Below are 12,431 nucleotides of genomic sequence, written 5' to 3' on the forward strand. Positions count from 1 at the left end.
AGTGGCGGCCTCTCGAAAGTAAAGGCGCTTGCTTACAAGAATCAGCGGGCGGTGGCAGAACGTAGCTGGCCGGTGATTCCGGGGGCGATCGGCCTGCCGTTGTGTAGTAAGGTAGCAACAAACACCAGAATGACAGGGCGTGTGCGCAGCGCGGGCACGCAGGCGACATCATGCAGGGCGACGGGCCGTGGTGCCCGCTGCCGCGGCAGTACCAACAGCAAGGATTTCAAATGATTTACAGCATGACGGGCTTTTCTGTGGCCCAGCGCGAACTGGCCGCCGGCACACTGACGGTGGAACTGCGCGCGGTCAATCACCGCTTTCTGGATCTCTCTGTCCGCCTGCCGGAAGAGTTCCGCGCCTTTGAAGGCGCCATCCGCGAGAAGATCGCCGGTGGCGTGGCCCGGGGCAAGGTAGAGTGCCGCGTTGGTTTCAATGCCGCTGCCGGTGGCGCCGGTGAGCTCAAGCTCGATCGCGACCTGTTGCAGTCGCTGATCGTTGCCGCACGGACCGCGCAAGAACTGGCGCCAGGCTCGGGCGAACTCAAGCTGGGCGAGTTGCTGCGCTGGCCGGGCGTGCTGACGCAAACGGCGCCGCAGCCGGAAGAACTGGGCGAAGCATGTCTGGCCTTGCTGGGCGAAGTCATCAAGGACTTCACCGCCAGCCGTGGCCGCGAAGGCGAAAAGCTCAAGGCGCATTTGCTGGAGCGTGTGGCCGGCATGGAGACCATCGTCGCTGAGGTCAAACCCAGAATCCCGCAACTCGTGACCGAGTACGAAGCCAAGCTCAAGAGCCGCTTCCTGGAGGCCATGGGCACGCTGGATGACGACCGCGTCCGCCAGGAAATCGTGGTGTTCGCGCAGAAGATTGACGTGGACGAAGAGCTGTCACGCCTCGCTGCGCACCTGGATGAAGTGCGCCGCATTCTCGACAAGGGCGGCGCCGTCGGCAAACGGCTGGACTTTTTGATGCAGGAACTCAACCGTGAAGCCAACACGCTGGGCTCCAAGTCGGTCTCGGTGGAAACCAGCCGCGCCTCCATGGCGCTCAAGGTGCTGATCGAACAGATGCGCGAGCAAATCCAGAATCTGGAGTAATCACCTGCTACGCAGCACAACAAAAAAGCCGGCCTATGCCGGCTTTTTTGTTGTGCCAACCCGTCAGTCAGCCCGGCAGCGCCCGGCCACGGCGTAACGATGCCGACGGTTTTTCACCGAACAAGCGCTGGTAATCCACCGCAAACTGGCTCATATGCCAGAAGCCCCAGGCGAACGCAGCCTCCTGGATGGTGGCATGAGACGAATACGGGCTCAGCAACTCGCGCCGTACCGCATTCAGCCGGATGGCTTTCAGGTATCCCAGCGGGCAGATATCCAGCGTGTTATGAAAACAGTTCTGCAAGGTGCGCCGGCTGACGTGCAGATGCTGGCACAAATCGGCCAGAGCCACGGGCTCGTCCGGGTGATCAAGCACATACTCGCGCGCGGTGCGCACGGTGCGCCAATGGCTGCCACGGCTGCGGCTCTGGCGGGGTGCAGCCAGCGCCTGGGCATCGGCCAGCAGGTCAATCAATTGATCCAGCAGTTCATGCCGGGCAAACCGGTGGCTGACCGGATGATGCAAGTCTTGCGGACGCCGGGCCGCGATACCCAGCAAGTGCTGCTGGGTACGGATCAGCGCCCGTTTTTTGTCGCGCCCGACCTTGAGCACGGGCGCACCCAGCACAGACAGCGCCAGACCGCCTTCCAGCTCAGTGGCGGCATGGGTTTCCAGCTCGTGCTGGCGGATGACCAGACCCATGATGTGAAAATCATCCGGCGTGGTCAGTTCAAACTCGTGCCCGCCGGCGCTGACGGCAATGGCGTCGTCGTCGATGGGCGTGTAGCCGTTGCTGGCGGCTTTGCCTTCGGTGTACGGAATGCCAAACCACCAGGCATCGGGCCAGACCATGCACGATTGCCGCAGCGCCAGGCTGGTGGTTTCCTCGAAGCATTGCAGTTCATCCAGCCACATCTCCTTGAGTTCACCGGTAAACACGCCAGGGCAAAGCTGGTCGTACAACTGCTGCCAGGCGGTGATTACGCAAGATTGCTCATACGCGTTGCCGGTGCGCGCATGGCGAAACCTGTCTTCCAGCCCGAGTTTTTCGGTGGTTTCGCTGCTGTCCTGCAAGTCGGTGACCAAGCGGTGCAGCGGGGGCAGGGCGGGGGCGGGGAGTCTGTGCATGGTATCCGGCAACAACGCGCCGCTGGTTACAGCAGGCTGTTGATGATCTCCTTGCCGGGCCGGGCGATCACGGCCTTGTGGACCAGCAAACCTTTGTCAGCCGCGCAGGAGACCGCCGCTTCAAGCGCACTGTGGGTGTCGGCCACGTCACCCGTCAGCACCAGATAACATTTGCCGCCAATACCAAATGCCAGATGAATGCGGATCAGCGCCACGTTGGCCGCTTTCACCGCCAGATCGGCCGCTTCAATGCACGCCGCAACGCTGAAGGTTTCCAGTACGCCCAGCGCCTGTACGTTTTCAACCGGCGTCACGCCGCTGATGGCAGGCAGCACGGACGGGTGAATGTTGGCGATGGTGAAATGATCCACCAGGTGATGCTGCGCCAGCTGGCAGCCCTGGGCTGTGGCCTGCTGTACCGCCGCCACATCGCCACCGATCATGACAATGAACTTGCCGGGGCAAATGGACTTGGCCACCAGCAACTGCACGGCGGCAGTTTTGGTCATGGCATCCGCCACCTCAATGCCTTTGGCAATGCTGGTGAATTCAACCAGGCCAATGGCGTGATGACTTACGGTGTGCTGCATACGGATTCCTGCCTGGTAATGATGATTGCATCAGCGGTGATGGCCTGCACCCGCCCGGCCATACTGGCGTGGACCGCCGCGCCCGGCGCATCTGCTGGTACATCGGCCAGCAACTGGCCGTGAGTAACGGTTTCGCCCACCGCAACCTGCGGCGTGGCCGGGGCGCCGATGTGCTGACGCAACTTGATGACCACTTCGTCGGGTTGCCAGTTAACCTGCTGCCACGGTGCTTTGTGGTTGAACGCATCCAGCCCCAGCCGCGTGACCAGCCGGCTGGTGGGTACCAGCCGCGCCGTCGCCAGCGGGTCTGCCTCACGCAGGGTGCCGCTGTAACGGGCGCCTTGTTCGCGCAAGCCGGCTTTGAGCATGCGGTTGATGCGCATCGGTGAAATCCCCACCGGGCAGGCATAGGCCTCGCACACGCCGCATTCTGAACAGCTCAGCGCCGCCAGCACGGTAGACGGCGCCGGGCCGATCTGCCGGTAGTTCATGGCGCGGATGATCAGATGCGGTGGTAGTTCATGGCCGACAAGATGGCGCGGACATAGTTCGGTGCACAGGCCGCATTGTTCGCAAACACTGCGCGCCATGCCTAGCAGGCGCGCCTGATTTTGCTGGCGTCGGCCAATCAGCGTGTGTTCTGCCGGCAGCACAACAATCCCGCCGGTGGTCTTGGTGACGGGTTCGTCCAGATCAGTCAGCAAGCGGCCCATCATGGGGCCGCCATCAATGAAAGCCACTTGCGTGCCTTCGGTCCCGCCGGCCTGGGCAATGACCTCGCGCAGGCGCACGCCGATGGGCACGGTCAGCGTGACCGGCGCATGCACCGCGCCGTTGACGGTCAGCGTGCGCGCTGTCACTGGCGTACCGTCATCCACCGCGCGCGCCAGGTTGATGACGGTTTGCACATTGCTGACCACCACACCCACCTGTGCTGGCAGGCCGCCCGGGGGCACGCGCCGGCCGGTGGCCAGCCAGATGGTGATGACCTCATCGCCCGCCGGGTAAACATCCTTGAGCAGATGAATGCGGATATGGCCTGGCAGCAGCGGCGTCAGCGCGTCGATGGCGTCCGTGTATTTGGCCTTGAGCGCAATGATGCCTTGCGTGGCGCCAGTGGCGGCCATGCACAACTGCAGGCCACGCACCAGTTGCGCCGCGTACCGGGCCGCCAGTTGCTGATCCACCTTCAGCAGCGGTTCGCATTCGGCACCATTGACGAGGTAAATCTCGGCCTGTGCAGCCAGCTTGGCATGGGTGGGGAAACCAGCCCCACCCGCGCCAACCACGCCAGCCGCCCGCACCCTGGCGCGGATGCTGTCTGCATCAGGCAGCGTCATGCGGCCCTCCATGGGCGATCACATAGCGCCCCTGCCGGCGATGCAGATGGCCGGCCCGGCACAGGGCCTCCAGCCAGCGCCGGTGTATGGACATATCCGGGAAGCGTGCCTGCAGTTCCGTCAGTGTCATGCCCTGGGGCGTGGCGGCAATGGCGGCCAGCACGCCGGCTTCATCCGGTACGGCGGCGGCCGGGGCCGGTGCCGCCGCGCTCTGTGCCAGCGGGGCTGGTGCCGGAACAGCCGGTGCCACAGCCGGCGCAAGAGGCGCCACCGGTGGTGCGGGCGTGGCCGGTGGCGGTGCAAGCAACTGCATGATCAGCCGTTCGGTATCCGGGTCTGGCCGGCCAATATCCTGGCGGCTGACGACCTCGCCCAGCCGCGCGGCGGCCGCCGTGCCGGCATCCAGCGCGGCGCGGCAGGCGGCCAGATCGCCCTCGACGATCAGCGAGATCATGCCCGGATCAGTCTGCCACTGGCGCAACAGCCGCACGTTGGCCGACTTGAGCATGGCGTCGGCGGCCTCCAGTGCCGTGGCCAGCCCGCGTACTTCCAGTAAACCCAGGGCGTTGATCATGATCAGGCCCGGCTGACTGGCTGCCGCGCTACATCCAGCACGGCTTCGGTGAAGGCGTTGCATGCTGCCGTACACGCGGCCTGGCTGCCGGTCAGGAACGCGCCGGAATAGTTGGTTTCAGACGGCGGCGGCACGTACATGGCCAGATCGACACTGGCGGCCTTGAGCGCGGCGTCAGTGCCGAAGGTGGCTTCCAGCGGCGGGGCGATCAGATACGCCAGCGGCTCGCCCACCCGCACCCCGGCCTGCCCGGCAAGGAAGGAGCCGCAGCGCGACACCAGATGCGCCAGAAACGCGGTGTCTTCGGCATCATTGGCCCAGCGAAAAGCCGGGCCGTGTTCGATGGTGGCCACCATGGAATCCAGCCCCGCGCGCACTTCAGCGGGCGAGCTGCCGCCCAGCATGATCAATACTTCGCCCGCGGTGGGGGAGGAACTATGCGCCGCGCCCGCGTACAGCGAGCGGCCAAAGACCACCTCGACCTGGGCTTGCTTGGTTGCCTCGTCGGCGGCGATATACGCCACGTCGTCCGAGTCTGCCGTCAACAGACCCAGGCAGTTGACGTGATCCGGCAGTTTGAGGGTTTTCTTGAAATCAGCCTGTACGGAAGCAATCAGCCGCACTGCTTTGACATTGGGTTTGATCAGATCCAGCGTAGCCATACGGGTTCTCCTGGTTAACGGTTCAGTGCCATGCCTGAGGCTTTTTTCGCCAGCATGGTTTTGGCCAGGTCAACGATGACCGCAGCGGCTTCCACGGGTGGCGTGCCACCACGGTGGATGTTGGAGATACACGTACGCTCTGCCTCGACCGTGTTCTGGGTCGGGCTGTACACCATGTAGCAGGACAGGCTCTCGGACTGGCCCAGACCCGGGCGCTCGCCCACCAGCAGGATCACCACTTTGGCGCCCAGCGTTTCACCAATCTGGTCTTCCACCTTGACCCGGCCATAGCGCACAAAGAACGGCGTGCCGACATCCAGCCCGGCGCTTTCCAGGCCTTTGAGCAGCGGCGGCAGGATTTCATCAAAGTTGGCGGTGACGGCATCGGTAGAGAGGCCATCGGACACCACAATCTGCACTTGCGGTTGCTGCTTGCAGCGGGTTTTGAGCAGGTTGAGCGATTCGGCGCACAGCTTGCGGCCCAGATCCGGGCGCGTCAGATACTGGTCTTTGCTGGTGATCTCGCTTTGCAAGGCCAGCAGGCCCTTTTGTTCTACCCATTCTTGCGGTACTTCCTTCAGTACGGTGTCCTTGGAGCGCGAGTGGTCGGCCAGAAAACGCAGCAAGGCCGTGGTCCGCGGGCGCGGACCGGCGCGGCCGGTGCAGACGCGGGCGGCCGTGTTGGCGCGAAATTCGGCCAGGACTTCGGGCCGGTGCGGATCGGTGACGCCCATCCAGGTGCGGAACTGCTCGCTACCCAGGTCAGGCAGGCTTTCGCCGGTGGCCGCCGGGGTGCTGGTAGCAGCGGCGGCGCCGGAGGGTGTGTTCGCTGCCGGTGTCAGTTGGGCCATGACCGCGCGGACGATCTCGTCGATTTGGTGTTTTTCCATGAGTGAGCCTCGGATCAGAAGAAGATGGACGCATCGCCGGCGCGGCGGGTCAGTTTGCCGTTTTCCATCAGGCCCATTTTTTCCAGCCAGACTTCAAACTCCGGCGCCGGGCGCAGGCCCAGCAACTGGCGGATGGTCGCGGTGTCATGGAACGCCGTGGTCTGGTAATTGAGCATGATGTCGTCGCCCAGCGGCATGGCAATGATGAAGTTGCAGCCGGCGGTGGCCAGCAAGATGGCCAGGGTTTCGTTAGAGTTCTGGTTGGCGTCGGCGTGATTGGTGTAGCAGCAATCGCAACCCATGGAGATGCCCGAGAGCTTGCCCATGAAGTGGTCTTCCAGACCGGCGCGGATGATCTGGCGATCGTTGTAGAGGTATTCCGGCCCGATGAACCCGACCACGGTGTTGACCATGAACGGATCGTAATGGCGCGCCAGCCCGTAGTTGCGCGCTTCCATGGTTACCTGGTCCGCGCCGTTATGCGCATTGGCAGACAAGGCCGAACCCTGGCCGGTTTCGAAATACAGGCAGTTCTCGCCGCCAATGCGGTTGTACTGGCGGCCCACGTCGCGCGCCTCATCCAGCAACGCCAGTGATACGCCGAATTCTTTAAGGCCTTTTTCACTGCCGCAGATACTCTGGAAAATCAGCCCGCCTGGCGCGCCTTTGCGGATGGCTTCAATCTGCGTGGACATATGTGCCAGCACGCAGCCCTGGGTGGGAATGTCGTATTTGTCGATGGCGCCGTAAATGGTGTCCAGCACGCGCCGCACGTTTTCCACGTTGTCGGTCACCGGGTTGACGCCGATCACCGCGTCGCCCATGCCAAACGACAAGCCCTCAAACATCTGCGCGGCAATGCTGTTGACATCGTCACGCGTGTCGTTGGGCTGCAGGCGGGCGCTGAAACGGCCAGGCAGGCCGATGGTGGTGTTGGCCTTCTTGATCACCGGCATCTTTTTGGCACCGTAGATCAGGTCTGCGTTGGAACAGATCTTGGCGGCAGCGGCGACGATCTCGGAAGTCAGCCCCTTGCGCAGGAAATTGATATCCGCCACCGAGGTTTCGTCACTGAGGATAGCCTCGCGCAGTTCAGCCACGGTCCAGTTGCGGACTTTGGCAAACGCGGTTTCGTTCACGTCGTCCTGAATGATGCGGGTGACGCAATCTTCTTCGTACGGGATCACCGGGTTGTTGCGCAGGTCTGCCAGGGTCAGTTCCGACAACACTTGCTTGGCGGCTACGCGCTCCTGTGCGCTTTCGGCAGCCACGCCGGCCAGCTGGTCGCCAGAGCGCGGTTCGTTGGCCTTGGCCAGCACGTCCTTGACGTCCCGGAACTGGTACGTCTTGCCGAATAACTGCGTTTTCAATTTCATGTCTACAACCTCTCAGGAAGGAAATGCCAAAGACTTGACCGTGACCGGGACGATGTCGCCGCCAAACAAGGGCGCGCCGATATCGATGTAATCCCCGTCGCGGGTTGAAACTTCATCAATGACCGCCAGATCGCGGCCGGCCAGGCCAGGCTGCAGCAACATGCCCAGCACCTTGCCCAGGTCCTGGCGGCAGATCACCAGCAGGGGTAGGGTCTGGGGCCAGTGGCGGGCGAAGGCCAGCAGTTCGCTCACGCAGGCTTCAATGGCCAGGTAACTGACGGGTAAATCTGCGGGCAGGGCCAGCGCGAACAATTCGCTGGCCAGATCAAGATCCATGCGCTGCGCTGCGGTGGCCCAGCTGGCGCACAAGGCGCCGGGCGTGGCCGATTGCCAGTCTTGTTGCGGGTGAACTACCGGCACATTGCGCAGCGGCAAGTGCACGGCAGACAGCCAGATCGTGCTGCCGGAGAGCGACAGCGTGTACGCCCCCGCCCCGATCACGGTGGCGCGGACGGTCTGGGCTGGCGCGCGGATGTGCTGGGCTTGCAGACCGGGGTGACGGTGCATGGCCTCGGCCAGCAAGGGGCCGATATCGCCATAGCGGAACGGGCTGGCGGCCTGGCCGTGGTAATAGCACTCACCCACACCGCCAGAGATCAGCACCGCATCGGCCGGCGGGGCCGGGCGCAGGCAGTCGGTCATCAACAGTTGCTGCGCCAGCGCCGAGGGCTGGCCGGTCAGGACTTCATGCAGCAGGCCGGCCATGCGGTCAGCCACACGGGCCAGCCCGGTATGATCAAGCTGCTGCGGATCAAACGCGGCGCCGAATAGCTCGGCGCAGATCAGCCGCGCCGGGGCGTGGACATGCTGCACGCGGCCGGTGGCGTCCACTTCAAGCAGATGCCCGCCCACATTCAGGCAGGCGGTGTCGACAAGGCGGCCGGCTTCAAAGGTGGCGTAATTGGCCGTACCACCACCGATATCGATATTGACCACGCGCCGGGTCTCGGCCAGTGACAGGTCGCTGGCGCCAGAGCCATGACCGGCAATGACCGATTCCAGATGCGGCCCGGCGGAGGCCACCACAAAGTCGCCCAGCGTTTCCGCCAGCTGGAGCACCGTGCTGCGTGCATTGCGGGCTTTGGAGGTCTCGCCGGTAATGATGATGGCGCCAGATTCGATATCCGCCGCGTTCATGCCGGCGGCGCGGTATTGCGCCTCTATGAAGGCCAGCAATTGGGCTTCGCGGATATGGCCATCCGGGTTGATGGGGGTGAAGGCAACCGGACTTTCAAACACGATATCGCGGCGCGAGAACTCGTAGCGCGGCACTTGCGTCGCCCCCGCCCGGTTGATCAGTTCCAGTTCGGAAAAGATCACCTGAGTGGTGGTGGTGCCAATATCGATACCTACGCTACGAATCCGGCGGCGATTCATGCCTCAGGCCTCCTGCGTTCTGGCGGCAGGTGCGGTCGGCTTTGCGTCCGCCCTGGGCGCCAGTTTCATGGCAACCACAATGGCGGTCAGGCCGCCGCACAACTTGCCGACGATCATCGGGAAAATCATGCCCGGTACATTGGCCGCGGTGAAACCCAGATGGTCGCCAAAGGTAAAGGCAGCCGATACCGCAAAGGCCACGTTGATTACCTTGCCGCGGTTATCCATCTTGCTCAAAAGCCCGAACATGGGAATGGCGTTGGCCAGCGTGGCCACCATGCCGGCGGCAGCGCTGTTGTTCATGCCCAGCAGATTGCCCACACGCATCAGCGGTTTTTCAAACCAGCGCGTCAGCATGAACACCATCGGGTATGCGCCAAGCAGTACGCAGGCAATATAGCCAATGACCTCAATGGCCCGCATTTCACCGCCAGGCTCGTCACCCTTGATCATGAAGATCGGGTCCATGCCGGGGATGACGCTCACGCCCAGCGTGGCTTGCAACACTGCCAGTGCCAGCCCGCAGGTAATCAGCACCACAAGGCATTTGGCGAAAATCTGGAAGCCGCCGATCATTTTTTCCGGGCACAGTTTCAGGCCCGCAGCCAGCAACAGCGCCACGATGATCACCGGGATCATGTTCACCAGAATCATGCTGAGAGTGAAATCGACCGGCTGACCGTCAATGACCACGCCGGATGCCATGGCAACAAGGCCGCCGGCAATGCAGCCCAGCGGAATGGTGACCATGCCGGCCATCACGCCCAGCGCCAGGAAACGGCGGTCGGCTTTGTCGATAATGCCCAGCGCAACCGGAATGCTGAACACCACGGTCGGGCCCATCATCGCGCCCAGGATCAGCCCGGCGTACAGCCATGCAGCGGTATCGCCACCAGACAGTTCACGCGCCAGGAAAAAGCCGCCCATGTCGTTGGCCAGCAAGGTTGTGGCAAACATGGCCGGGTTGGCGCCCAATGCTTGATAGAGCGGGATCACCACCGGGCCCAGCACATGGGCCAGCACTGGCGCCAGCGCAATCACCCCGACCATGGCAAGGCCCAGCGCGCCCATGGCCATGAAGCCTTCTTCAAACTGCTCGCCCGCGCCGCCAATCTGCCGGCCCAGTGCCCCCAGGCCCACTTTGCCCAGCACGGCTTCGGCGCCGCCAAACTGCGTCAGGCAGCGGTCCAGCGCTGCGATAACCATAAAGGTCATCATGATCCACATGATGATGTCGTTGATACCCATGACGGGGTCTCCAGGTTGTGGCCTTGCTCAGGCCCGGATTGGCAAATCGGTAAGCGGGCGTTGCCACGCGTGCTGGTAGACGGCAATCACTTGTTCGGCGCTCACGTCGCGCGGGTTGCCGGCCAGGCAGGCATCCGCCAGTGCGGCTTGCGCCATGTCGGCAAAGTCAGCGGGGTTGCCGCCGGCGGCTTGCAAGTTGACGGGCAGGCCCAGATCAACAATCAACTGCGCCACGGCCGTGATCAGCGCATCGCCCGTGCGCGCCGTACAACCAAAGGCATGGGCGATTTCTGCGTACTGGCGCTGGCAGACCAGCTGGTTGAACCGCAGTACCGAGGGCAGCAGGATGGCGTTGGCGACGCCATGCGCAATGCCGTAGCGGGCGCCGATCTGATGCGCCATGGCGTGGGTCAGCCCTAGCCCGGCATTGGAAAACGCCATGCCGGCAAGGTAAGAGCCCAGCATCATGGCTTCCCGCGCGGCCACGTCGCTGCCCTGGCCAACAGCAATGGGCAGGGCCTGGGCAATCAGCGTGATGGCGCGGTGGGCCAGCGCCTGGGTCAGCGGGTTGGCGCCACGCGCCACGTACGCCTCAATGGCATGCGTCAGTGCATCAATGCCGGTCGCTGCGGTTAGCGGTGCCGGAATGGCCAGTGTCAGGCAGGCGTCGATGATTGCCAGGTCGGGGATCAGTGCCGGGTGCACGATCACTTGTTTGATATGGCTGGCGCTGCTGGTGATCACCGTGACATTAGTGGCTTCAGAACCGGTGCCAGCTGTGGTGGGCACGGCAATGAGCGGCAAGCGGGTGAGCGTACTGTTGCCGGCGCTGGCCAGATCGGCCACGCGCAAGTCCGGGTTGGTTGCCAGAAGGGCAATGGCCTTGGCGGTATCAAGCACCGAGCCGCCGCCAAAGGCGATGACGCCGTCACAACTGGCCGCGACCAGTTGCGCGCAGGCGGCCTCAACCCGGTCGCTGTCCGGTTCGCCAGCGGGATACAGATACTGTTCATGGGCGATGCCATGAATGGCCAGCGAGCGGAACAGGCTGTCAGCGAAACCGCGCTGCTGCAAAAAAGCGTCGATCACGATAAACACGCGCTTGAGCCCGCGGCTGACCAGCGCATCGCCCAGCCGGGCAATGGCGCCAGGGCCGATAAAGGTGCCCGGTGGCACGTTGAATTCACGCACCTGGCCGGCGTTGATCAGGTCGATGGCCCGGTACAGGGCGCTGCGCATATCGGTGTCATGCATGATGGGTTCCAGCACACCCGGCATTGAGCGCGAAAGCCGCAATCGACAAGGGTGTGAGATAAATCGGGTGGCGGGGCAGATGCACCTTGAGGTGCGGGAATTCGTGCGCGAACAACGCCTGCACGCCTGGCATGGAGCAAGAACCGCCAGACAGATAAAGATCGGCCACGTCATGGCCCTGCAGATGACGGCGCACGATGTCGCACATTTTTTCGAAAACGGGGCGCACCACGGGCCAGACTTGCTCGCCCTGTTTGCGCTTGATGGTTTCCACTTCCTGAATGGTCTGGCGCAAATGGCCGGCCAGCGTCAGCGAGATATGGTGACCGCCCGTGGCTTCGTCGCCGCTGTAGATCACCTTGCCGCCCTTGACGACGGCAATTCCCGTGGTGCCGCCGCCAATATCGACCACGCCGGCGCAATCGAGCTGCAACAGTTGCGCCACTGCGGAGGGCTCATCAATCACGCCGCTGACAGTCAGGCCCGCTGCCTCCAGCACATTGACGGAAATTCGCGGATCGGTGCCGGGCGGGAACGAGGTGGCGGCCTGCGTGAACGGCTGGCCAAACTGGTCTTGCAGCTGCGCCAGCTGCTGGCGGACGATCTGTACCGCGCCAAAGAAATTCCAGACAATGCCGTCGCGCACCACGTCGGCCCAATCCAGGCAGACTGCCAGCGGCTCACCGCTGGCAGAAATCACCATGGAGACGACATCGCTGGTCCCCAGATCAACCCCCAGTGCCATGCCAGGCTGGGGCGCAACCGGCCCGGTATTGCCCAGCAGGCTGTGTGCGCGGTTGAGCCGGGTTTGCAGGGACGACATGCTGAGTGGTT

General features: G+C 63.4%; 12 protein-coding genes. 1 reads left to right on the forward strand and 11 read right to left on the reverse strand.

Annotation, left to right across the window (positions count from 1 at the left end; genetic code table 11):
* The first annotated feature begins 230 nt into the window (after positions 1-230).
* Complete coding sequence (locus tag IEX57_RS12815) at positions 231-1,097, forward strand: YicC/YloC family endoribonuclease (protein ID WP_188704747.1); 867 nt, start codon at positions 231-233, stop codon at positions 1,095-1,097.
* Between the two features lie 67 nt (positions 1,098-1,164).
* On the opposite strand, the gene eutR is transcribed toward IEX57_RS12815, so the two are convergent.
* Genes eutR through eutJ form a run of 11 tightly spaced genes read right to left on the reverse strand, consistent with a single transcriptional unit; the run spans position 1,165 to position 12,420 of the window.
* Positions 1,165-2,226: an HTH-type transcriptional regulator EutR gene (gene eutR / locus IEX57_RS12820; RefSeq protein WP_188704748.1), complete on the reverse strand. Its 1,062-nt coding sequence runs from the start codon at positions 2,224-2,226 to the stop codon at positions 1,165-1,167.
* A gap of 26 nt (positions 2,227-2,252) precedes the next feature.
* Positions 2,253-2,816, reverse strand: coding sequence for a BMC domain-containing protein (locus tag IEX57_RS12825; RefSeq protein WP_188704749.1), 564 nt, complete (start codon positions 2,814-2,816; stop codon positions 2,253-2,255).
* Positions 2,801-4,156, reverse strand: a complete 1,356-nt coding sequence (locus IEX57_RS12830; RefSeq protein WP_229709010.1) for a 4Fe-4S dicluster domain-containing protein — start codon at positions 4,154-4,156, stop codon at positions 2,801-2,803. Before IEX57_RS12830 ends, IEX57_RS12825 begins: the two co-directional genes overlap by 16 nt.
* Positions 4,143-4,730, reverse strand: a complete 588-nt coding sequence (locus IEX57_RS12835) for a BMC domain-containing protein (RefSeq protein WP_188704751.1) — start codon at positions 4,728-4,730, stop codon at positions 4,143-4,145. The genes IEX57_RS12830 and IEX57_RS12835 overlap by 14 nt, the downstream gene beginning before the upstream one ends.
* A gap of 2 nt (positions 4,731-4,732) precedes the next feature.
* Entirely contained in the window at positions 4,733-5,392 is a 660-nt protein-coding gene (gene eutL, locus IEX57_RS12840; protein WP_188704752.1) for an ethanolamine utilization microcompartment protein EutL, read from the reverse strand.
* A 14-nt stretch (positions 5,393-5,406) separates the two neighbouring features.
* Positions 5,407-6,282, reverse strand: a complete 876-nt coding sequence (eutC, locus tag IEX57_RS12845; RefSeq protein ID WP_188704753.1) for an ethanolamine ammonia-lyase subunit EutC — start codon at positions 6,280-6,282, stop codon at positions 5,407-5,409.
* 14 nt (positions 6,283-6,296) lie between these two features.
* Positions 6,297-7,658, reverse strand: coding sequence for an ethanolamine ammonia-lyase subunit EutB (locus IEX57_RS12850; protein WP_188704754.1), 1,362 nt, complete (start codon positions 7,656-7,658; stop codon positions 6,297-6,299).
* A 12-nt stretch (positions 7,659-7,670) separates the two neighbouring features.
* A complete protein-coding gene (locus IEX57_RS12855) occupies positions 7,671-9,095 on the reverse strand; it encodes an ethanolamine ammonia-lyase reactivating factor EutA (protein WP_188704755.1) in 1,425 nt (474 codons plus the stop codon).
* A gap of 3 nt (positions 9,096-9,098) precedes the next feature.
* Positions 9,099-10,343 carry an ethanolamine utilization protein EutH gene (eutH, locus tag IEX57_RS12860; protein ID WP_188704756.1) on the reverse strand — a complete coding sequence of 415 codons (1,245 nt, stop codon included), beginning with the start codon at positions 10,341-10,343 and terminating at the stop codon, positions 9,099-9,101.
* A 27-nt stretch (positions 10,344-10,370) separates the two neighbouring features.
* Positions 10,371-11,597, reverse strand: a complete 1,227-nt coding sequence (locus IEX57_RS12865; protein ID WP_188704757.1) for an iron-containing alcohol dehydrogenase family protein — start codon at positions 11,595-11,597, stop codon at positions 10,371-10,373.
* Entirely contained in the window at positions 11,590-12,420 is an 831-nt protein-coding gene (gene eutJ / locus IEX57_RS12870; RefSeq protein ID WP_188704758.1) for an ethanolamine utilization protein EutJ, read from the reverse strand. The genes IEX57_RS12865 and eutJ overlap by 8 nt, the downstream gene beginning before the upstream one ends.
* Positions 12,421-12,431 lie beyond the last annotated feature (11 nt).

The organism is Silvimonas iriomotensis (assembly GCF_014645535.1).
Classification (GTDB): Bacteria; Pseudomonadota; Gammaproteobacteria; order Burkholderiales; family Chitinibacteraceae; genus Silvimonas; species Silvimonas iriomotensis.

What these genes read in the sequence shown, in the direction of transcription:
- IEX57_RS12830 (WP_229709010.1), bottom strand. Translation starts at nt 4,156, where the DNA reads ATGACGCTGCCTGATGCAGACAGCATCCGCGCCAGGGTGCGGGCGGCT.
- eutH (WP_188704756.1), bottom strand. Translation starts at nt 10,343, where the DNA reads ATGGGTATCAACGACATCATCATGTGGATCATGATGACCTTTATGGTT.
- eutC (WP_188704753.1), bottom strand. Translation starts at nt 6,282, where the DNA reads ATGGAAAAACACCAAATCGACGAGATCGTCCGCGCGGTCATGGCCCAA.
- eutR (WP_188704748.1), bottom strand. Translation starts at nt 2,226, where the DNA reads ATGCACAGACTCCCCGCCCCCGCCCTGCCCCCGCTGCACCGCTTGGTC.
- IEX57_RS12865 (WP_188704757.1), bottom strand. Translation starts at nt 11,597, where the DNA reads ATGCATGACACCGATATGCGCAGCGCCCTGTACCGGGCCATCGACCTG.
- IEX57_RS12815 (WP_188704747.1), top strand. Translation starts at nt 231, where the DNA reads ATGATTTACAGCATGACGGGCTTTTCTGTGGCCCAGCGCGAACTGGCC.
- IEX57_RS12850 (WP_188704754.1), bottom strand. Translation starts at nt 7,658, where the DNA reads ATGAAATTGAAAACGCAGTTATTCGGCAAGACGTACCAGTTCCGGGAC.
- IEX57_RS12855 (WP_188704755.1), bottom strand. Translation starts at nt 9,095, where the DNA reads ATGAATCGCCGCCGGATTCGTAGCGTAGGTATCGATATTGGCACCACC.
- eutL (WP_188704752.1), bottom strand. Translation starts at nt 5,392, where the DNA reads ATGGCTACGCTGGATCTGATCAAACCCAATGTCAAAGCAGTGCGGCTG.
- IEX57_RS12825 (WP_188704749.1), bottom strand. Translation starts at nt 2,816, where the DNA reads ATGCAGCACACCGTAAGTCATCACGCCATTGGCCTGGTTGAATTCACC.
- IEX57_RS12835 (WP_188704751.1), bottom strand. Translation starts at nt 4,730, where the DNA reads ATGATCAACGCCCTGGGTTTACTGGAAGTACGCGGGCTGGCCACGGCA.
- eutJ (WP_188704758.1), bottom strand. Translation starts at nt 12,420, where the DNA reads ATGTCGTCCCTGCAAACCCGGCTCAACCGCGCACACAGCCTGCTGGGC.